Annotated in this window: 19 protein-coding genes; 14 read left to right on the plus strand and 5 right to left on the minus strand. The window is 48.5% G+C overall.

Annotated features, from left to right (window positions below):
- Positions 1 to 234: 234 nt before the first annotated feature.
- The 14 genes from JWH17_RS17955 (at position 235) to hypB (ending at position 15,301) form a co-directional block, all read left to right on the plus strand.
- Positions 235 to 459: a MoaD/ThiS family protein gene (locus JWH17_RS17955; protein ID WP_205224042.1), complete on the plus strand. Its 225-nt coding sequence runs from the start codon at positions 235 to 237 to the stop codon at positions 457 to 459.
- 69 nt (positions 460 to 528) lie between these two features.
- The gene (locus JWH17_RS17960; protein ID WP_205224043.1) at positions 529 to 1,506 is read left to right on the plus strand and encodes a TRAP transporter substrate-binding protein; all 978 of its coding nucleotides are present in this window, start codon (positions 529 to 531) and stop codon (positions 1,504 to 1,506) included.
- A gap of 97 nt (positions 1,507 to 1,603) precedes the next feature.
- Positions 1,604 to 2,074: a TRAP transporter small permease gene (locus JWH17_RS17965; RefSeq protein ID WP_205224044.1), complete on the plus strand. Its 471-nt coding sequence runs from the start codon at positions 1,604 to 1,606 to the stop codon at positions 2,072 to 2,074.
- On the plus strand, positions 2,071 to 3,351 hold the full coding sequence (locus JWH17_RS17970; protein ID WP_205224045.1) for a TRAP transporter large permease: 1,281 nt from the start codon (positions 2,071 to 2,073) through the stop codon (positions 3,349 to 3,351). Before JWH17_RS17965 ends, JWH17_RS17970 begins: the two co-directional genes overlap by 4 nt.
- 377 nt (positions 3,352 to 3,728) lie before the next feature.
- Positions 3,729 to 5,186 carry a 4Fe-4S dicluster domain-containing protein gene (locus JWH17_RS17975; RefSeq protein WP_205224046.1) on the plus strand — a complete coding sequence of 486 codons (1,458 nt, stop codon included), beginning with the start codon at positions 3,729 to 3,731 and terminating at the stop codon, positions 5,184 to 5,186.
- Positions 5,187 to 5,274: 88 nt separating this feature from the next.
- Positions 5,275 to 8,382: an FAD-dependent oxidoreductase gene (locus JWH17_RS17980; protein ID WP_205224047.1), complete on the plus strand. Its 3,108-nt coding sequence runs from the start codon at positions 5,275 to 5,277 to the stop codon at positions 8,380 to 8,382.
- A complete protein-coding gene (locus JWH17_RS17985) occupies positions 8,375 to 8,779 on the plus strand; it encodes a hydrogenase iron-sulfur subunit (protein WP_205224048.1) in 405 nt (134 codons plus the stop codon). The genes JWH17_RS17980 and JWH17_RS17985 overlap by 8 nt, the downstream gene beginning before the upstream one ends.
- A gap of 202 nt (positions 8,780 to 8,981) precedes the next feature.
- Entirely contained in the window at positions 8,982 to 9,239 is a 258-nt protein-coding gene (locus tag JWH17_RS17990; protein WP_205224049.1) for a hypothetical protein, read from the plus strand.
- Positions 9,240 to 9,321: 82 nt separating this feature from the next.
- The gene (gene hypF, locus JWH17_RS17995) at positions 9,322 to 11,643 is read left to right on the plus strand and encodes a carbamoyltransferase HypF (protein ID WP_205224050.1); all 2,322 of its coding nucleotides are present in this window, start codon (positions 9,322 to 9,324) and stop codon (positions 11,641 to 11,643) included.
- A gap of 119 nt (positions 11,644 to 11,762) precedes the next feature.
- Positions 11,763 to 12,041 (plus strand): HypC/HybG/HupF family hydrogenase formation chaperone, encoded by a 279-nt coding sequence (locus JWH17_RS18000; RefSeq protein WP_205224051.1) that lies wholly within the window; start codon positions 11,763 to 11,765, stop codon positions 12,039 to 12,041.
- Positions 12,038 to 13,126, plus strand: coding sequence for a hydrogenase formation protein HypD (gene hypD / locus JWH17_RS18005; RefSeq protein ID WP_205224052.1), 1,089 nt, complete (start codon positions 12,038 to 12,040; stop codon positions 13,124 to 13,126). The genes JWH17_RS18000 and hypD overlap by 4 nt, the downstream gene beginning before the upstream one ends.
- A gap of 19 nt (positions 13,127 to 13,145) precedes the next feature.
- Entirely contained in the window at positions 13,146 to 14,165 is a 1,020-nt protein-coding gene (gene hypE, locus JWH17_RS18010) for a hydrogenase expression/formation protein HypE (protein WP_205224053.1), read from the plus strand.
- Positions 14,166 to 14,198: 33 nt separating this feature from the next.
- Positions 14,199 to 14,585: a hydrogenase maturation nickel metallochaperone HypA/HybF gene (locus JWH17_RS18015; protein WP_205224054.1), complete on the plus strand. Its 387-nt coding sequence runs from the start codon at positions 14,199 to 14,201 to the stop codon at positions 14,583 to 14,585.
- A 5-nt stretch (positions 14,586 to 14,590) separates the two neighbouring features.
- Positions 14,591 to 15,301, plus strand: coding sequence for a hydrogenase nickel incorporation protein HypB (gene hypB, locus JWH17_RS18020; protein ID WP_205224055.1), 711 nt, complete (start codon positions 14,591 to 14,593; stop codon positions 15,299 to 15,301).
- A 58-nt stretch (positions 15,302 to 15,359) separates the two neighbouring features.
- Here the strand turns inward: hypB and JWH17_RS18025 are convergent, their stop codons facing one another.
- The 5 genes from JWH17_RS18025 to JWH17_RS18045 all read right to left on the minus strand — a co-directional run bounded on the left by JWH17_RS18025 (position 15,360) and on the right by JWH17_RS18045 (position 21,893).
- Positions 15,360 to 15,923, minus strand: coding sequence for a DUF2284 domain-containing protein (locus JWH17_RS18025; RefSeq protein ID WP_205224056.1), 564 nt, complete (start codon positions 15,921 to 15,923; stop codon positions 15,360 to 15,362).
- A gap of 669 nt (positions 15,924 to 16,592) precedes the next feature.
- Positions 16,593 to 17,978 (minus strand): leukocidin family pore-forming toxin, encoded by a 1,386-nt coding sequence (locus JWH17_RS18030; protein WP_205224057.1) that lies wholly within the window; start codon positions 17,976 to 17,978, stop codon positions 16,593 to 16,595.
- 1,031 nt (positions 17,979 to 19,009) lie between these two features.
- Complete coding sequence (locus tag JWH17_RS18035) at positions 19,010 to 20,035, minus strand: energy-coupling factor ABC transporter ATP-binding protein (protein ID WP_205224058.1); 1,026 nt, start codon at positions 20,033 to 20,035, stop codon at positions 19,010 to 19,012.
- Positions 20,032 to 20,727, minus strand: coding sequence for an ABC transporter permease (locus tag JWH17_RS18040; RefSeq protein ID WP_205224059.1), 696 nt, complete (start codon positions 20,725 to 20,727; stop codon positions 20,032 to 20,034). The genes JWH17_RS18035 and JWH17_RS18040 overlap by 4 nt, the downstream gene beginning before the upstream one ends.
- Positions 20,728 to 21,002: 275 nt before the next feature.
- Entirely contained in the window at positions 21,003 to 21,893 is an 891-nt protein-coding gene (locus JWH17_RS18045; RefSeq protein ID WP_205224060.1) for an ABC transporter substrate-binding protein, read from the minus strand.
- Position 21,894: the final 1 nt, after the last annotated feature.

Genomic DNA, 21,894 nt, shown 5'->3' on the forward strand with positions numbered 1-21,894 from the left:
CCAGGCAGCCGGATTTACCAACCTGGATGATCGCCTGCCTGAATTTTTTGCTGAAGAACCCATTGCTCCGCACAACGTGGTCTGGGATATGTCTGGAGAGGAAATCGATACTTTCTGGAATTTCTAATAAAGCTGTAAGTAGAAAAGTATTATTATACTTTTCTACCGTTTTTTGTTGAACATTGAGGCCTGACTCCCTAGAGCCGGGCCTCATACAACTTTTTATTGACACCTATGAAAATTACAGTAAAACTTTTTGCGTATTTTCGTGACAATCGTTTCATAAAGCAGGAGCAAGATCTCCCGCCCGGAACGACTGTCCGCGACATTATCAATTCTTTGGAAATTGATATTGAAGAAATAGGGGTAACCATGATTAATTCTCGCCATTGTCAGTTCGATCAGGAAATACAGGCGGGTGATCAAGTTGCTATTTTTCCTGCTATTGGCGGAGGATGATCAACACTTTTTCCTGTTGCGTCTGTACAGCTGCTCATAGCTCTCACTTCAACCAGACAGGCTTCCCGCATGAAACACATCCTCTTACTGTTTTCTTGTCTCCTTTCTTTCTTCATCAGCCAACCCTCTCAAGCAGCCCAGGAAATAAAGCTTGGAGTTGTCACTAAACCCGGATCGGCACAAAACATCGTTGCCGGCAAATTCAAGGAAATCCTGGAAAAAGTTTCCGACGGAAAATATACGGTTAAAGTCTACCACTCCAAATCTCTCGGTAACGAGACCGAAATACTTCAACAGATCCAGATGGGCACAGTACAAATGGGTGTTATTACAGTTGGCCCGTTTGACACTTTTGCTCCCCTAGTCCGTGTCATCAACTATCCCTTCCTTTTTAAGGACAATCAACAGGCAGATCTCATTCTTGACGGCCCATTAGGCGACGAAATACTCAGTGATCTTGAAAAAGTCGGCTTCAAAGGATTAGCATTTTCCGAAAATGGTTTCAGGAATCTAACCAACAACAAACGGCCCGTAAAAACAGCCGCCGATGTCAAAGGACTCAAAATAAGGGTTATGGCTTCCCCTCTGCACAAATCCATATGGCAGGCCCTTGGTGCGAACCCAACCCCTATGCCTTGGCCGATTTACTCAGAGCTCGAGCAGGGAGTTATTGACGGACAGGAAAACCCTCTTTGGGTTATGGAGGTGTACAAGTTTTACGAAGTACAGAAATACATGACCATGTCACGCCACGTATATTCCGCCCACATTGATGTGGCCTCGCTCATGTGGTGGCAGACCCTTACCCCTGAAGACCGCAAGATGATCACACAGGCAATGGTTGAAGCCTCCCGTTTCCAACGAAAAGATAATCGCGACAAAGACGGAGCCCGTTTAGCCCTGCTCAAGGAAAAAGGAATGGTTATCGAAGAACAACCTGACATCGCAAGCTTCCGTGATAAGGTCGCAACCTTGAAAAACATGGACATCTATCAAGAACCTAAAGTTCAGGCGTTGCTGCTGAAGATGCTGGAAGCCACCAAGTAATTTTCAGTTTACCCGGCCAACACCTTCTTTTAAAAATTACGGGGGCAGATCGCAAGGTCTGCCCTCTTTACTTATCGGCCTTGCTGTGATTCGATCCATGCAAACCTGCTGTCGGCGACTGAACGCTTGCATCGAGTATCTTCTCTTTACCATTGGTTTTTCCATGGCCCTGCTTGTTGCTGCTCAGGTTTTTTACCGCTATGTTTTAAACAATTCGCTTTTCTGGTCTGAGGAACTGGCAAGGTACATGCTTGTCTGGATCAGTTTTCTCGGCGCAACGACAGCCTACTACAAGGGCCTTCATCCCGGTGTGGACTTTATCGTCTCTCGCCTTTCAGCAACTCAGCGAAGGTGGACAGCAATAGTTGTGCACCTGGTTTCCATTTCTCTTTTCACGACGATCACTGTTGCAGGCTTTCAATTTGCTTATTTTGTCCGCCACCAGATTTCACCGGCTTTAGGAATTGAAAAATGGGTAATCCTGGCTGTTATTCCGATCAGTGGGATTATTCTCATCGGATACGCACTGACGGCACTCGCCTGCACGGCAAGGGGAGACTGGTCATGACCAGCGAAATACTGCTTATCTCCCTTCTCGCACTTTTTGCGCTCAATGTTCCCATAGCCATCAGTATCGGTGCTGCCTCAGTACTGGCCATTGTCATTCAAGGCGATTTTCCGATCATGATGATTGCCCAGCGCCTTTTTTCCGGAACTGATTCATTCCACCTCATGGCCGTTCCACTTTTCATGTTTGCCGGTGTTTTGATGGATGCGGGAGGGATAAGCAAACGCATTATTGACTTTGCCAATGCATTGGTAGGTTGGCTGCCGGGTGGACTTGCAGCTGTCACCATCGTTTCAGCCATGTTTTTTGCCGGCATTTCAGGATCTGCTGCCGCCGACGCCGCAGCAGTGGGCGCTATCCTTATTCCGGCAATGAAAAAGTCAGGTTATTCTTCAGACTTTGCCGCTGCAGTACAGGCTTCAGGAGGATCTATCGGGGTCATCATTCCTCCTTCCATCCCTATGATTATCTTCGGTTTTCTTACCGGCGCCTCCATTGGACAACTTTTTGCCGCTGGCATTCTCCCCGGCCTGCTCATCGGGATTTCACTGATAGCAGTTTCTACTCTCATCTCGCTTCGTTATCGATATTCGGCGACCACCCCTTTTTCAGCAAAACATGTTTGGCATACGTTTAAACAGTCACTCTTAGCTCTTGGAGCCCCGATCATTATCCTCGGCGGCATCCTCAGCGGCGTTTTCACTGCAACGGAATCGGCTGCCATGGCTGTTATTTATGCCCTGCTCGTTGGAATGGTTATCTATAGGCAACTGACCATAAAAAGTCTTTTTCCCCTTTTTCGCGATGCTGCTGTTACCTCCTCCATAGTCATGTTTATTATTGCTATGGCTTCTATTTTCAGCTGGATCGCTGCCATTGAAAATATCCCGGAACAACTGGCTCAATCCTTACTCAGCATGACCAGCAACCCGACCATACTCTTGCTGCTGATCAATCTTATTCTTCTCATTGCCGGTACTTTTGTTGAAACAACCGCAGCCCTGATCCTCCTGGTCCCCACTATCATCTCGATGCTGCCTATGCTCGGCATTGACATTGTCCAGCTCGGCGTGATAGTCGTCACCAACTTGGCTATCGGCATGCTGACTCCACCCATGGGTATTTGCCTGATTGTTTCCGCATCCATTTCCGGTGATTCCATAGGAGCAGTAAGCAGGCGTATTATCCCGTTTCTGCTTATCCTCCTGATCGACCTTCTCCTGATAACCTTTTACCCCCCCCTAACCATGTGGCTGGCTGGATTTATAGGAAACTAGTTTTTAAGGGGACCAAAAACAATACTTTTTCCAGTAATATCAGGGGCAATGCTACAATTTTTCCTCGGAGAAAAAGAAGACTCCGATACTCCGTATCTGCCCGTAGTAAAATTCTCGCATGCTTCGGATTGGTCGATACTTCCCCGGTCTTGATTGTAAAATCTCATTACTCAAGACACCCCCAAAATTCACTTTCTGCCGAAAACCGACGATTATCTTGGAAAATACGTTATCCGCCTCTCTTTATTTCCAGCCTTTTGTTACTTTAGGGTTGCAGAAAACAAACAAACCATGCGATATTAAACATTGCACATCTTGCACAAATAGCCACGCCCCCCAAAAAACAACTGTTTAAGGTCTTAACCTAGTTATAAAGCATGGTTTATGAAGTTAAAGTCAATGAACTAGCCGAAGAATTCGGTGTTCATCGCAATACGATCAGAAACTGGATCAACTCAGGATCTCTCCCCGCCCAGAAAGCACCTGGGCGCCGATATGTCATCCAGCAGGAAGACTACCTTAAGCTGTGCGAAAAATTCGGCCGCAAGCCAAAAGTCGACCTCCCCAAACGACGAATAGAAAACGAATTTCAAAAAGATCAAACCAAAGAGTCAACGACCCCGCCCATCCATCTCAACCTGAAAACTTCGGACTTGAAAGATGCCGTTGATTTTGCCGGCATCTGCACCACATGCGGCAGCTGCGCCAGCGCCTGCCCTCTCTCTGGAGTAGACGGCCTTGACCCTCGAAAAATAGTGCGCATGGCAGCGCTCGGCATAGGCAAGGAACTGATAGACATCGAATGGCCCTGGAAATGTACTCTCTGCGGCAGGTGCGAAGAATCCTGCCCGATGAACATTAAGATAGTGACACTCATGCGCACTCTCCGTGCACACAGGCAACGTCACAAAGTCCCCCACCCTCTCCAAAAAGGAGTTACAACCTGCCTGGAAAAAGGAAACAATCTGGGTATCCCAAAAGATGATTTTCTAGAGCTTGTCAATGATCTGGGAGTAGAACTTGCTGAAACCAGTTGCCCTGGTTTTGTCCCCCCCATCGATGTCCGGGGTGCACGGCTGCTAGTAACGATCAACTCTAAAGAACCATTTGCCCAGCCCGACGATATGACGCGGTGGTGGCGTATATTTTATGCTGCTGACGAATCGTGGACAATCTCCTCTGAAAACTGGGAGGGGGTCAATTGGGGACTCTATACCGGCGATGACAATGCGATGAAAACAATTGTTGAACGTATCGTCGACAATATGGAACGGCTTAACTGTCAGGCCCTGCTCCTTCCTGAGTGTGGTCATGCCTATTATGCGACCCGATATGGTTTGGAAAAATGGTTCCCGGAATCACTACAAAAATTCAAAATTTATTCTGTTTTTGACCTATTACTTGAATATATTACAGAAAACAGAATAACTCTTGACCATGCGGTACATAACCAGCTGACAACACTCCATGACTCCTGCAACTACGGCAGAAAATCACTCAAGGCTTTTGGTCACGGCTATTTCGATGAGGGACGTACAATCGTCAAAAAATGTTGCCGGAACTTTATCGAACTTATCCCCAACAAGCTGGACAACTACTGCTGTGGTGCCGGAGGAGGAGCCTGGGCAACCCCCTATGCCGCCGAACGTACCTATTTCGGCAGAGAAAAGGCTCGACAAATTCAGCAGGCAGAGGCAGAGATTGTTGTTGTCTCTTGTCACAGCTGTAAAGACCAACTTGAAAAAACCCTTGCCCGAGAATTTAACCTGAACATTGAAGTCAAGTATATCTGGGAGCTGGTGTCGCAGGCACTGGTTCTCCCTGAAAGTACATGAAACGATCAGCTGCAAGGCTTCAACAATCAGCGTCATGTTATGCGACAGGTTAAATCGGTTTTAAGGTCATACACAAGGTATAATAGTTATGTCAGCGACTGAAAATACAGGTGCAGTTATGGTTGTTGGCGGCGGTGTCTCCGGAATGCAGGCAGCCCTCGACCTAGCCGAATCAGGCTATTTTGTTTACCTCATAGAACAAACCGGTGCTATCGGTGGCACCATGCCTCAACTCGACAAGACTTTTCCCACCAATGATTGCTCCATGTGCATCATTGCGCCTAAACTCGTTGAATGCGGTCGCCACCCAGACATTCAAATCATGACCCTGAGCAAGGTTCTGGATGTTGAAGGGGTAGCCGGAGACTTTACGGTGAGGGTAAAAGAATACCCGCGCTATATTGACCAACAAAAATGCATCGCTTGCGGTCTGTGTACAGATGTATGTCCGATAAAAGTTGACGATCCCTTCAACGAGGGGATGACCATCCGCAAGGCCATCTATATCAAATACCCCCAGGCTGTCCCCCTAAAATACCAAATAGACCAGCAGGCCTGCATTCAACTCAATGGCCCAGGTCGATGCGGGGCCTGCGCACAGGTCTGTCCAGCCGATGCTGTGAATTTCGACGACCGTGAAAAAAAACACTCCCTGCATGTCGGTGCCATTATACTTGCTCCTGGTTTTCAGGCTTTTGATCCAAACAAAAACCATATACTGGGGTTTGGTCACTATCCCAATGTAGTCACCTCGCTTCAACTTGAACGAATACTGGCATCCACCGGCCCTACCGGCGGCGTCCTGACCCGGCCGTCAGATAATAAACCGGTAAAAAAAGTGGCATTTTTACAATGTGTGGGCAGCCGCGACAAAAACCGCTGTAACAACGAGTACTGCTCCTCTGTATGCTGCATGAGTGCTATCAAAGAGGCAGTGATTATCAAGGAACAACTGCCGGATACGGAAATAACAATTTACCACAGCGATGTCCGTACCCACGGTAAAGATTTTGACCGCTTTTTTATCCAGGCAAAAAATGAACACAACATTCATTTCATACGGGCGAAAGTCAACGCCGTACAGCCAAAAGACAAAAAGGGAACCTTACGTATCCATTATGCCAACGAGGAAGGACGGCAAGTTAACCGATCAGTTGATCTTGTAGTTCTTTCCATAGGAATGGAAACACCCGATTCGGCCATCAGGCTTGCAGAAAAAATGGGCGTGCATATCACCCCGGACAGGTTTGCCTCCATATCTTCCTTTATGCCTGTTGCATCATCTAAAAAGGGTATTTTTGCCTGCGGTGCGTTTAACGGCCCCAGGGACATCCCTCAATCAGTAATAGGTGGGTCTGCAGCCGCTGCATGTGCTTCAATGATGCTGACCACCGCCCGGCACTCACTTACGCACCGCCCCACGTCGGCAGTGGAAACAAAAAAAGACCAGAACAAACCGCGTACAGGGGTATTCATATGTCACTGTGGTTCCAACATTGCCGACGTGATTGACGTAAATCGAGTTGCAGAATATGCCAAATCGTTACCTGGTGTAATATATGTTGACCAGAATCTTTTTGCCTGTGCCCAGGATAACCAGCAATACATTGCTCAACAAATCAGGGAAAAAGAACTCAACAGGATCGTTATCGCCGCCTGCAGCCCACAAACCCATGAGCAACTGTTCCGGAAAACGCTGCGCTCCGCTGGCATAAACGAGTACCTGGTCGAAATGGCCAACATCCGAAATCAGGACTCCTGGGTCCATCGACATGAACCGGAAAAGGCAACTGACAAGGCATTAGACCTGGTCAGAATGGCAGTTGCCAAAGTCGCTCTGCAAAAACCATTGTACCCCGTCAGCATACCGGTTGTCCCCGAAGCACTGATAATAGGAGGCGGTGTTTCCGGAATGACGGCTGCCCTTAACCTTGCAAACCAAGGTTTTCCAGTTCATCTCATCGAAAAATCAAACCTGCTGGGTGGAAACGCACTTCATCTCTTTCAGACGTGGAACGGCGAGCAGGTTCCCCGTTACCTGAAAAAGCTGCAGGAACAAATCTATGATCAGGATAAAATTACCGTTCATCTCAAATCCACGGTAACGGATTCATCAGGTCAGGCCGGCCACTTTAAGACCAGTATCAAAACCGCTACGGGCCGTAAAAAAATCATCGAACACGGAGCCGTCATTTTAACCACGGGAGGCAAACGTTACATTCCCAACGAATTCGGATACGGCAAAATACCAAACGTGGTTGCCTCCATCGAATTCGACAAACTCCACATGCACAATGAAATGCGGGTTGCCCATGGCAAATCCTTTGTATTCATCCAGTGTGTCGGTTCCCGTAACAAGTTGCGCCCCTACTGCTCAAAATCCTGCTGCACTCACTCCATCCAAAGCGCCATCAAGCTTAAGCAGGAAATGCCTTCCAGGCGGATATATATCCTTTACAGGGAGATCAGAACCTATGGCCAGCGGGAAAGAATATACAACCAGGCAAGGGAGATGGGAATCATCTTTATCAACTATGATCTCCAAGGCCCACCGGTCATTTCCGAGGGTGAAAACGGCCTTATAGTGACCACCCGTGACCATATTCTTCACAGGCCGATGGAGATAGAAACCGACATGGTCGTACTCGCCTCGGCAACACTTGCCAACCCTGAAAGCAAGGATCTTGCCCAGTTGTTTAAACTTCCCCTAAGCAGCGATGGTTTCTTTCAAGAGGCACACGCCAAACTCCGACCGGTTGAATTTAACACCAATGGTGTTTTTGTAGCGGGCCTTGCCCATTACCCAAAGCCATTGGAAGAATCCATATCACAAGCCCTGGCTGCCGCCTCTAAGGCTACTGCGCTCCTTGCGCAAGAGAGCGTGGAACTGGATGCTATCGTCGCCCATGTTGACCCGGCCCACTGCGACGGATGTGCCATCTGCATTGATGCTTGCCCTTACCATGCCATACGACTTGTCGACCACGCAGAGCCAGACGGCACTGCCGGTAAAATTATCGAAATAGATCCATCCCTTTGCAAAGGGTGCGGCATTTGCCAGGGTGCTTGTCCCAAACGGGGGGTATACATCACCGGTTACACCTATGATCAGCTTTTAGCTCAAGTTGACGCAGCCCTGGCACCCATTGAACAAAATCCTGCTGAAATCCTAAAAAACGAGCAAGAACATGGATAGTGACGTTAAAATCATTGCTTTCTGCTGCAACTGGTGCTCCTATGCTGCAGCTGATCTGGCAGGGATATCCCGTATCCAATATCCATGTTCTGTGCGCATTATCCGAGTGATGTGTTCAGGCATGGTGCATCCGGACATGATTCTTCACGCCCTTAATCAAGGGGCAGACGGAGTCATGCTTATCGGCTGCCACCTCGGGGAATGTCATTACCAGGATGGTAATTACAAAGCTCTTGCCCGCATGGAAATTTTAGAAGAAATACTCGCCGATCTCGGATACCAAAAAGAACAACTGCAAACAACATGGCTCTCAGCCAATGAACCCAATATGCTTGTTGATGCGGTGTACGACATGAATGAACGATTACTTGAACTTAAGGGCACCGTGGGAAAATAGATATTTCGTTCAAAATCAGGCAAGCCTTACTACATTGTTCCTCATCCAAGAGCCCATTAAACAAGACCAAATAAGCGCAAGACTCTGGGAGACGTGGCAAAAAAAGCAATGTATCAAGGTGGATCTAAATCAACAGAGAAAGAATGCCGCCGCCCGGTGAAAGAAGACCGGAAAGCAGAGTGCACAATGCTGGAGAACCATAATGGCTGAAAGAAAAAGAAAAAAAAAGGCCCGCAAACCAATTAGAGCGGAATGCCCAGGCTGTGCTTGCGGCTATGTGGGGCACATGACTGCCGACGAGCTGAAAGAAAGAGCAGCCCATGATGATGTGGACCTGGCATGCCCGGCATGCGGCCTCATCCATTTAAGCCGGGAAGAGATAGAAGAGTTGGAGCAGCAACGGGTGGTTGACTCACCACGTTATCAGGAAATCATAAATGAAGCTGAGGCCGCCCGATAACTGCCGCTGCTTGTTTTTCCCTGCACCGGTTTTGATCCTGCTTCCCAACATTACAAAATAACCAGATCTGAAAGAATGGCTCATGCAGACAGCTGATAAAAGCACCCAAACCCTTGCCATTCACATCAACGGTATTGTTCAAGGTGTAGGATTTCGCCCTTTTGTCTACAAACTGGCCACCTCACTAAAGCTGGCGGGCACTGTTTCCAATGCTGGAGATGGTGTGCATATCATAGCAACGGGGAGCACCTCCAGCCTACTTGATTTCACCCAAAGAGTGCAGCTGGAAGCACCTCCCATGGCTGACATCAGCTCGATTGCGACCGAGGAGCTAACAGCACCCTGTGACCACAATCAATTTATCATTATTGACAGCCGGCACCAGAGTGCGGCCACGGTCCCGATAACCCCGGACATTGCCATCTGCAGTGACTGTCTCCAGGAAATAAGCGCTCCTGAAAATCGCCGCTGGGGTTATCCTTTTACAAACTGTACCAACTGTGGTCCACGCTTTACCATTATTGAAAAAATCCCTTATGATCGCCCATACACTTCCATGCGCCATTTTCCTATGTGCGCCCAATGCGAGCAAGAGTACAATGATCCTCTTGACCGCCGCTTCCACGCGCAACCTAATGCCTGCCCGACCTGCGGGCCGCAACTCAGCTGGCACGACCGAAACGGCCTGGAGATAACGACTGAAGACTGCATCGGCTCTGCCGCACAGTCCCTTGCAGAGGGCAGGATTGTTGCCATAAAAGGATTAGGTGGCTTTCACCTGGCTGCCGACGCAACATCAAATGAAGCTGTAGCCCTTTTGCGTTTAAGAAAAAAGAGGCCTGCAAAACCTTTTGCCATAATGGTCAGGAATCAGGAAAAAGCACGGCTTTTCTGCTCCATATCAGACAAGGAAAGCAACCTGCTCACTTCTCCTCAGCACCCAATCGTGCTTCTAGACAAAAAAAGCAATCATCACCTTGCTGACAACCTCGCCGACGGTCTAGGCATGCTGGGGGTTATGCTTGCCTACACGCCACTCCATGCATTACTCCTTGACCACCCCGCAGCACCCGATGCATTGGTAATGACAAGCGGTAATGCCACAGATGAACCGATTTGTACCCAAAACCAGGAAGCCCTCCACCGACTGCAGAACTTTGCTGATTACTTCCTGCTCCATAACCGAAATATTGTCACCAGGGTCGATGACTCTATAGCCAGAGTAATAGGAGGGAAGGCGCGCCTTTTACGTCGTGGACGTGGCTACACCCCGGTACCTGTTGCGGTTGCACAAACATCCGACATGCTTGCCTGTGGTGCGGAAATGAAAAATACCTTCTGCATCATTCGCAACAATGAAGCCTACCTCAGTCAACACATAGGGGAGCTTTCCCATCTTGAATGTTTTGATTTTTACACGGAAAGCATCAGCCATCTGCAGACCATCCTCGAATGCACCCCCCAGAAAGTTGCCTGCGATCTCCATCCTGATTACCCCAGCACTCGCTATGCTAATCGACTCCAAGTGAACTGCACCCCTGTCCAGCACCACCACGCCCATACCGGCGCTGTAATGGCAGAACATGGAATTGAGCAGCCGGTATTGAGTGTAATCCTTGACGGCACCGGATTTGGTGATGATAGTACCATTTTCGGAGGAGAGATCTACATCGCAGACAGAAAAGGATACCAACGAAAAGGACGTCTTTCCCATCTGCCGTTACCTGGTGGAGATAAAGCCGCCCAGGAGCCTTGGCGGATGGCACTTGCCCTGCTGTTTCAGCATTTCGGCCGACAGGGGCTCAACCAGCAGACCTTGCCCCACTGGCTGCAAACAGTGAGTACATATAAACGCGAAGCCATCGGCCAAATGCTTGAAAAAGGCATCAACAGCCCCCTCACTTCGAGCTGCGGGCGACTCTTTGATGCTGTTGCGGCATTGACAGGCACCTGCCTGGAAGCAACCTACGAGGGCGAGGCGGCGATGCTGCTTGAACAACAGGCACAATTATTTGCTACCGAGCAGAGAGCGCAAAACAGGGAGCCGGGCACCGGCTACAGCCCGGTCCCGGCAAACGCTCAAGACATGGTGATACTTGACAGCCTTCCGCTGGCACAATGGGTACTGGATGATCTCAACCAGAAAGTTTCTCCGCAAGAAATAGCTTATCGCTTCCACTGGTGGCTTATCGACGGCATCGGTATGCTGGTTGAAAAAGTTCGCAAAAAGTATAAAATAAATACAATCGTCCTTTGCGGAGGCTCCATGCAAAATAAAATATTGTTTGAAGGGCTCGACACGACCTTGCGTGAAAAAGAATTTACGGTCTACAGCGGTGAAAAGATTCCTGTCAACGACGGCGGCATAGCCCTTGGCCAGGCATACATTGCCGGTGCCCCTTGAGCAGAAAAGCTTGCGAAACCGGCAGTGCCGCTCTCTGCCCGAATTGCTCATGAGAAACCCTGGCTAGACAGTCCAACGCAGACGGAACGATTAAAAACCATGAGGAAGGAGTAAAAACAATGTGCCTAGCTATACCGATGCAAGTCGTAGAACTCAAAGGGAAAGAGGATGATTTTCTCGATCCCCTTGTGGCCCTGGTGAATGCAGATGGCATTCAAAAAGAGATCCGCCTGGAAATGGCTGATCGCCCACCAAAGATAGGTGAATATGTGATCATCCATGCCGGATTCGCTATCCATACCCTCACTGAACAAGAGGCACAGGTCAATCTCGACCTGATGCGCCAGATGGCAGAAGGCCTTGAGAGAGAAGGACGACTTCCCGGACCAGCCTCATGAAATGCGCTGACGAGTTCAGAAGCCGGGATATAACAGGGCCACTGCTTGCAGAACTCAACAACTGCCTGTCCAGGCCAGTAAGAATTATGGAGGTGTGCGGCACTCACACCATGTCGATTTTCAGGCACGGCATTCGCTCTCTGCTGCCCGAAGGGATCACCTTGCTTTCCGGTCCGGGATGTCCGGTCTGTGTCACCCCGGCAAGCCATATTGACGCCTTTATTCGGGCTGCAGAGCTACCGGATGTGATAGTTGCCACTTTTGGCGACCTTATAAGGGTCCCGGGAAGTAAAAATTCTCTTGCTGCTGCGCGTGCAGAAGGCGCCAGAGTCGAGATAGTGTATTCTCCCATGGATGCCCTGGAACTGGCTCGCAAAGAAAACAACAAAAAAATAGTTTTTCCGGCGATCGGGTTTGAAACCACAGTTCCAACCATAGCGGCGACAATCCTGGCGGCAGAACAACAGCAAATAGATAACTTTTTTATTATCAGTGCCGGCAAAACCATGCCTCAGCCCTTGGAACTGCTCATGTCGGATCCGGAACTGGAAGTTGATGGACTCCTTTGTCCCGGCCACGTCAGCGCGATCATCGGCGCCAATGCATACCTGCCGCTTGCAGAAAAATATAGCTTAAGCTGCGCAGTAGCCGGTTTTGAACCGGCCGACATACTCGCCGGGCTCCTCAGTATCATCAAGCAAATAGAGAATGGCCAACCGCAGGTTGATAACTGTTACACCCGCGTTGTATCCGATCAGGGAAACATCAAAGCCCAGGGACTCATCAACAGGGTTTTTACCCCTGAGGACAGCGAGTGGCGCGGCCTGGGTCTTATTCCGGGAAGTGGCTTGAAATTACAAGAAGAATTTGCCGGATTCGATGCACTCAAGGAACTCGCCATCCCCATTGAAGCGACAGAAGATCCTAAAGGCTGCAAATGTGGAGATATCCTGAAGGGACTGATATTGCCGCCCGACTGCCCTCTCTATGGGAAACGTTGCACTCCTCTTCATCCTGTTGGTCCCTGCATGGTCTCCAACGAAGGAACCTGTGCAGCTTATCATCGATACAGTGAAAAAAGGTAACTCGAGCAAAACGAAATCTATGCGAACAAAAACAACAGTAAGCCTTGACCACGGAAGCGGAGGCCTTGCCAGCCAGAACCTGATCAGCAACCTGTTCCTGAAGTACCTTACAAGCCCGGCCCTGCATGAACTTGAGGACTGTGCTGTTCTTGATGAGCATCATGGCAAGATCGCCATGACCACAGACAGCTATGTAGTTGACCCGCTTTTTTTCCCTGGGGGCAACATTGGCGAGCTGGCAATCAACGGCACCATAAACGACCTGGCAATGCGCGGGGCGCGTCCTGTAGCACTGAGCCTGGGCTTGATCATTGAAGAAGGTTTTTCCATGGAAAGCCTGGAGCAGATCATCCAATCTGTTGCCGAAGCTTCCAATGCTGCAAATGTAGCCGTCGTGACCGGAGACACAAAAGTGGTTCCTAAAGGCAAAGCTGATGGAATATTCATTAACACCAGCGGTGTGGGAATCGTCTCCCATCGCTGCAATATTTCAGGCACCCAGGCCAAATGGGGGGATACCGTTATCATTTCCGGATCCATTGCCGATCATGGTATTACTATAATGAGCAGCCAGGCCGGGATAGCAATCGGCGGCGATATTAAAAGTGACACCCAATCGCTCCACGATCTAGTTGCAGCAATCCTTGAAGAGGCACCATGCGCGACCCACGTGATGCGCGACCCGACGAGGGGCGGGGTTGCCACAACCCTGTGCGAGATAGCGTCTGCATCAAAAGTGGAAATCACTCTTGAGCAAGATCAGCTCCCGATCAAGGCATCGGTCAACGCGGCATGTGAGCTCATCGGCCTAGATCCTCTCTATCTGGCCAATGAAGGGAAATGCCTGGTCATTTGCGATTCTGCTCAAGCAGAGAAAATACTGCAGACTATGCGCCAATTCCCACAAGGCAGAGAAGCTGCGATCATAGGGTCTGTTACCGGCAAAGCTGAACAAGGTAGAGTAACCCTGACCACCACCATAGGCGGCAAACGACTGCTTGAACCCCTTACCGGCGAGCCACTTCCACGAATATGCTGATTTTAGCTTTTAACAGACACCAATCACCACACCATGCATGAACTTTCTCTTGCCCAAAATCTGCTTGACCAGCTGCTGCAGCTGTCGAAGCAGCATGATGCGAAAATCGTAACCAAGGCAACAGTCATCATCGGTCCCTTTTCAGGCATTGTGGTAGAATCCTTTGCCTTTGGCTTTAATGCCATAAAACAGGATCACCCACCTACGGCTACTGCAGATCTCATACTGGAGACACCTGCACCTGAATATATTTGTCTTGACTGCAATACCATTAACACCGGCGATGCAGGAACGACCAATGAACACCCAAAAGCAGTTTACGAAACCATCAACGACAAGCTCTGCTCTGCATGCGGATCATCCCGTCTTTCGCCCAGTGGAGGCACCGAGCTTATATTAAAACAACTTGAAATGGAGTAATTACGATGTGCGATGTATGCGGCTGCCAACTACATGACCACCATCATTCCGACAGTAAAATTGTTGAAGTCAACCAAAGCCTGTTGGAAGCAAACCAAAAGCAGGCAGCATCCAATAAAACCCACATTGAAAAAATGGGCGCCATAGCTATCAACCTTATTTCCAGCCCCGGGTCAGGGAAAACGACCCTGCTGGAACGTACCATTGATGAGCTGGGTGACAGTGTGAAAATAGGTGTAATCGAGGGTGACATTGAAACAGAGCGCGATGCTGACAGAATTCGGGCTAAAGGTGTCCCTGCCGTTCAGTTAACCACCGGTGGAGCCTGTCATCTGGACGCCCCCATGGTACACGGCGGCCTCCACGTTCTGGAACATTTTGGCAAAGGAAAGGGATTTGACATTATTTTTATTGAAAATGTGGGTAACCTGGTCTGCCCGGCCACCTTTGACCTGGGCGAACACCACCGAGCCATTCTTCTCTCTGTCCCCGAAGGATCAGACAAGCCGGTTAAATACCCGACTACGTTTAAAGGAGCAGACCTCTTTATGATCACCAAGACCGACCTGCTTCAACATTTTGATTTTGACATTGAGGAGGCGAAAAGCGAAGCCTTAAAAATTCAGCCGGACCTGGACATACTTTGTTTTTCTTCGACAACCGGCGAAGGTTTTGACCAATGGATTACTTACCTGAAAAACCTGCTTTCTGCATAGCAGTATCCTCGCTTCAACAGATGGTCGCAGAGAATCTCCCCGATCCTCGACCATCTGTTTATCTTGTCAAGACCATTCCCAGCATCAATGCCATCTCAACATCCCTTCCCCCTTCATAGCTCTGCCAACAGAGTTCCCAGCCAAGTGTTGTACATAGGGCGCTCACATTAACCCCTAATCCGGAAACCGAAGACCTTGCCCTGTCTGGAAACCGACAAGGCTGATCGGCCTGCAACACCCTGCATGCTTGGTCATCAGGACAAAACAGTTCCTTGCACGACCCTGCGGCTATCCCCTGTGCCTGAGAAAAACCAAAGGAAACTGCAGCTAACTCTGTTGCAGCTGCAATCTCATGAATATCTTTCGCCACCTCCACTCGACCGTTGCCTGCAAGCATATCAGCAGCCACATCCCTGGTAAAAACCAATACCCATTCATATCTATTAAGGACTGAGCGAAAACTACTCGGCGACATAACATGCGGCGGGCATCCAGGTGCACGGCCATAACTTGGACAACGGGGGGACGATTGACACATGGAAGCAAATCGTTCCTCCACAACCACTTTGGACGAAGGCAGCCAGAGGGCCCTGCTTGCCCCACGTTCAATCGAAAAATCCAACAGTTTCTGTCTTTGGTTTACCGCTTGAAGCACCTTCACCTTCACCCCACATTACCAATAAATACTGGTACCTAGCAGACAACCCCAGGCATTCTACTCAGACCTGCACCGTCTGCTCATCACACAAAAAGAACAAAAGAGGCAAATTTAACTATGCAAACTGTGCATAGTATGCTAAATAAATAATCAACAGACGCACACATCGATATTCTTCCTGTAACTCCCAGTTACAATCGATAGCGTATGAAATTCGGCTTAGTTACCAGAGCAGGACGATACCTTTTGGATTACAGCTGTTGTATACCTGTGACGCTCTTTCCAGAAATATCACTCAAAACTCCTTACACCCCTTTTCCTGCTCTGGTAGTTAACCGATTTTTATCCGACCTTCTTCCTTGCGCTTCAAGCTCGACCTCATAATCCCTCTAAATTACGCCAATCTTACCTGACAAGAAAACATTCAGCCAATATTAATACTAATGTCCCTTGAGCACCTTGTCATTTCCCGAAAAAATTCGTGATTCATATCGATGCTGTTAAAAGGAATCAGATATACAATGAACTAAATGCTCACCCAAGGCCAGTCCAGGCGGTGCCATCTTCTTTAGTGTTTTGGTAGCAAAAATAGATAACGCAGACCTTGCCGACATTGGTCATGGGTCGCGTGTGCTATGGATGCCGCACCATTCCCAGGTTTAGATCCATAAATTGCCACATGCCGTCAGCTTGATATCGAACATGATTACTATATTTCCAGATACTGTGGGCGGATTCATAGAGCTGTGCGGTACCCTGCCCTATATAAAAAATAAAGCGCTGAGACCCAACAGCATCAGCCGGCGCCTGATACACCGACTCGTTCTGTAAGAACATCGTGGATTTGGATAACGGGACAACGTTCTCCACGCGCCCCTGCTTAAAAAAGGGCTGATAGAACAAAGACTTCCAATCATCCGTAAGTTTCGAGTATTCATACTTCCACTTGCTGACTGCAGCGTTGGACTCATTCTTTACGCGAAAATCTGCTATTTCGGTTGAAATGCTGTTCGACTCAGAGTACGAGGCGGATAGTTCAGCCGTCATCTCAGGGGTCTTCGCGACCTTGCCTCCCACTTTACCGCCGATACTCCACCCGGTTGTCTTGGTGTAGGTAGAAGTATTGTTGGGCGTCTCTGGTGATATCGCTCTTCGGGTCCAGCCATTGGGTAGAGTGATCGAATTGATATCCCAGGTATATGACCCTCCGGGATAAAGCATCACCAAGCCATGTGCTGTGAAATAGGCTCTGTTTTGAATCCCGTCGGCTGCCATTTTGGTCACACCAACTGCCGTGCCACGAGACGTAATCTTAATTATTTTTGACCTTACCGGCTCCACAACCGCTGCCAACTCGATATCGAAAGCACCGAAAATTGTATTGGTACCCTTAGGGTTACTCGCCGGGTGCCACGTTTTTTGGGCAAAAATAACCGTGCCGCTAGCCTGTGATGCATTGATATTGCTCACTTGAACGTGCTCCTCACGCGCTAAGCTGGTACGGAAATTGAGCCCATCAATTGCCTTGGCAACCATCTGAGATTCTGAAAGCCGATCCTCCACAATTTCTTCACGATCCTCCCGCTGATCTGCCTCCGGTTCCTCCGGCTCCGGTCGCTGCCCGCTTGCCATTGCGAGAGCTTGACTCGGCGACACACCGGTATCGATCATATCCGGCTCAGGCTCAGGCATTGGCCCGTCCTGTTCGCCAAAAACGATAATGTCCTGCGCGCGCCCCGCATCCCTGGCTTTTAAAACGGCTGTCACCCCATCGACACCGAACAAAGCAAACTCAGCCATTGTCTCGCTCTTCGTATTCCTGAACACAACAGAGGCCTGATTATTGATTCCAGTGCCAATGACCTCCCTATATTCCTTCGATATTTCCTCACTGAGATCTGCAACAATTACCGACTCCTCTCCGGCGTGTTTTGGTGTCACTTCCGACGCAATTGTGAGATCCATTTTTTTGGCAAGTTCTCGAGCGAAATTATCGTCTTTTCCCAAATTAATTATCATGTTCAATCTCCTCTCATTTTACAACTATTCAACGAAGATCTGAAAGCTGTCTATCTATCCGGAACTGTAACTGTCCAACAGTGCTCCAAATGTTCGAAGGCTGAACGATTTAGCAGATAAGCCCCGACTTCGACACATCGGCATGCTGGGCGGGCCGATCGTAAAAAGTTGGGGTGCGGCTGAACAATTAGGTCATATTTACCAGCAGAAACCAACCATGACAGTCCCTTTCCCTGTATACTGTATGTTCAATTTCCATGAAGACAACGCCCTTCTATCTCCATTCGAACTGACAATATCTATAAAGAGCGCCTTGCGGAAAAGATTCTTTCCCCTAACTCGGATTTCTCATCAATAAAGTTTTTCGCAGGGCAAGGCACAGGCCGCGCAGCTGTAGTAAACTACCGCAAGTGGTTTGTAACGCAGACCCTGCGGAAAAATCTATTGACCCGAAGGGGGTACTTTTTGATTGAAAACGAAAAACATACTGTTAATTGGGCAATTAATTTTTAAGAAATAATATCAATCAGTTGAGTTTAAAGTCAAAAAGTTCATGAGAAATTCGGGCTAAACGGTGCGCAAACACTGCGGCCGAGTTTTACAAAAATCACCGAATGCTCACAATAGGAGGTATACAAGCAACAGAAACAGCTGAAGGTCGGAGAAATAATCTAGAAAATAAAGAACCAAGTGCATATGCATCTACATTGAGGTTGCATATTAATCGGAAACCATCAATGTGCCAGGCTGCCCGGGGCGACGTTTGTACTGTCCAGCAACAAGGGCGGTCCGTTGGTTATCATTCAAGAGTACCGTGAAAAAAAGGATAGCTTAAAAAGGGACTTTTTTTCAAGGGCAGGTAAAGCATGACGCAGAGGCGTGGCGGAAATTGTACCACAGCATATACTTGATATCGGAGTCCGGCCTACCGCCGAGGATAGTTTTTTAGGATGTAACGAAAATGTAAATGGATGAGCAATTTTTCAGGATAGCCTTTAAAAATACCCAATGCCTTGTGCGGCCTTCCTGTGTCACAACCATTCCACTGCATCCGGTTTTAATTTAAGGGTTACCGCATCACCTATGGCCAGCCGTAATTGCGCGTATTCATCAACCGGCAAAAGCACGGTAACCATCACCCCGGCATTCACAATCAAGCGTACTTTCTCCCCTTCCGCCATCATCAGATTGATAGTGCCGAAAAGCACACCTCGCCTTTGTTGGACCTGTTGCCCTCCCTGAACGAGTTTAATCTTGTCAGGATTTAAATAAACCCTATAGTCACGCCCCTCTGCCTCTGGAACAAAACCAGGCAAACTAAAAGGAATTTTTTGCTGCAACAGACAAATCTTTTGCCCTTTCCCTTTACTTTCCAAGGAACAGGAAAAAATATTTTCATAGCTCGTATCAACCAGTTCTCCTTTTTCAAGGACAACTGTTTCATCGGCAAGCCCTGCTGCCTGCAGGCGATCATGGGAGGTAAAGAGAATAGTGCATCGTGTCTCCAGGTTGACCCTGGTCAGCAGGGCGCGAATAACTGCCTGATTTTCGACATCAACGTTTGCTGTCGGTTCATCGCACAACATCACCTCCGGAGAGAGAGCCAGCGCCCTGGCAAGCGCCAACCTTTGTGTTTCTCCACCAGATAGCTCGGCAGCAGATGCACCCCTGTAGGCAGCCAGATCGACCATATCAAGGGCTTCATCAATTACCGCCTGCCGACGCTCTTTTGTCATCCCTCGAATTTTGAGACCAAACTCAATATTCTTAAACACCGTAGTCGTGAACATTATCGGGTACTGGTCAACCATCACCACCCGCCTGCGCAGCTTATGCAGTTCCGTCCGTCCAAAAAAAACAGACTGACCAGCAAACACAACCTGGCCTGAAGCTGGAGCTTCAAGAAAGGAGAGGATGTTAAACAGGGTTGTTTTTCCAGCACCATTGGCGCCGAGCAGACCATATATTTTCCCGGATTCAATCTCCAGTTTCTTGATATTTAAGACGGTCTTGCCATTATACTGCTGCGTTACCTGCTGAAGCTCATACTGTATCAAAGACGACCTCTTCCCTGAACAAAATTAAACAAGACATTCATGATAAGACTTATACTCATCAGCACCAAACCAAGAGCGACGGCCAGAGTAAAAGACCCTTTATCATACTCCAGGGCCATTGCAGTGGTCATGGTTCGCGTAAATCCCTTTATGTTCCCACCCAACATCATGGAAATCCCTATCTCGGAGACAACCCTTCCAAAAGCCGAAATAACAGCTGCGCAGATACCGAACTGTGCTTCCCGCAAAATAACAAGTACGGTTTGCAGGGAATTGGCGCCCAAGGTTTTGGCAGTCTTGGAATACCGCTCATCAATGCGGCTGACAGCAGCAATGGTTAAGGCAGCGATTAACGGAGTAATGAGAAAAACCTGACCGACTATGATGGCGTTCTGGGTATACAGTAAATCAAATACACCAAACACACCTCGCCTGGATATAAAAGCATAAACAAACAACCCAATAACAACGGTGGGCATGGCGAGCATGGTGTTAAGCAAGGTAATAACCATTCTTTTGCCTTTAATATTGCCATAGGCAATAAAAAATCCCAATGGTATGCCGCCCACTGCCGCCACAAGGGTTGAGATGCAACTCACCCGAAGCGAGACTCTTACCACCTGAAAGAGCTCAGGATCCAGGGTTACCACCAGGCTGATTGCGGAAAGGAAACTATCTATAAAAAAAGACATAAGAGGTTAAATTGTATACTCTCAATAGAGGAAGACTGTGCTGTAAAAACTTCAATCTACGGTGTTCCATACTTTTTCGCAGTACCGAACACGCACAAGCCTGTACACCTGAAAAAACTCTGTTACGTACCTCTTTTTGAGGCAGTCATTGTAGGAGCTCGTGATGGCATAGTGATACTTCCACCAAAGATACAAACACAAAACGCGCACCCTTTTCCAGGATGCGCGCTTTCAATAGTCTATGGCGAGTACGGTCAGCACCGCTCCCCTGTTACTTACAGTGCGTCCGGGTAAAAGAGCTGCTTATCCAGCAAACGATAACTGCCGATTACATTCTGTCCTTTTTCCGAGGTAATCCACTGGGCAAATTCTTTTGCCAATTCATACTTAACATGGGGATGCTTTTTCGGATTTACCGGGATAACCCCATAAGGGTTTGCCAGCAACGGATCGCCTTCACACTGTACGTCGAGATCAATGGGTACTTCGCGGCCGAATTTATATTTGATATAGGTACCGCGGTCGGCAAGCGTATAAGCCTGCTTTTCATCAGCAATGGTCAAGGTCTTGCCCATTCCCTGGCCAACAGAAAAATACCATTCACCCGATCCGGCAGGATGGGCAGAGGTAACTTCAACTTTTTTCCCTTTTTTCACAATCTCCGCAGTCACTGTTTCCATAGGTAAACCTGTCGCCTGCCACAGAGCCTGCTCCTTGGTATGGGTTCCTGAATCATCACCACGGGAGATAAACGGCGCACCGGCCTCGGCAACTTTTTTCAACGCTGCTGCAGCGTCTTTGGTACCATGTATCTTTGCCTGATCGCTCTGAGGACCAAGAATGACAAAATCATTATGCATGACTGCGTATCGCTTGGTACCGTATCCTTCAGCAACAAATTGTTCCTCGCGTCCTTTTGCATGAACAAATATCACGTCTACGTTGCCGTCTTTTCCATCTCTGATGGCAGCACCGGTTCCCTTGGCAATAACCTTAACTTTGATACCGGTATCTTTTTCCAAAACCGGCAGCAGGACATCAAGCAAGCCTGAGGCCTGGGTACTGGTAGTGGTAGACATTTTCAGTACCTTTTCCTCGGCCACCGCCATTTGGCTGATCAAGAGGCCTGACAACATTGCCGCAATAATCCCTGTTATTTTTTTCATT

Origin of the sequence: Desulfogranum marinum (assembly GCF_016918565.1) — a bacterium.
Taxonomy (GTDB): Bacteria; Desulfobacterota; Desulfobulbia; order Desulfobulbales; family Desulfobulbaceae; genus Desulfogranum; species Desulfogranum marinum.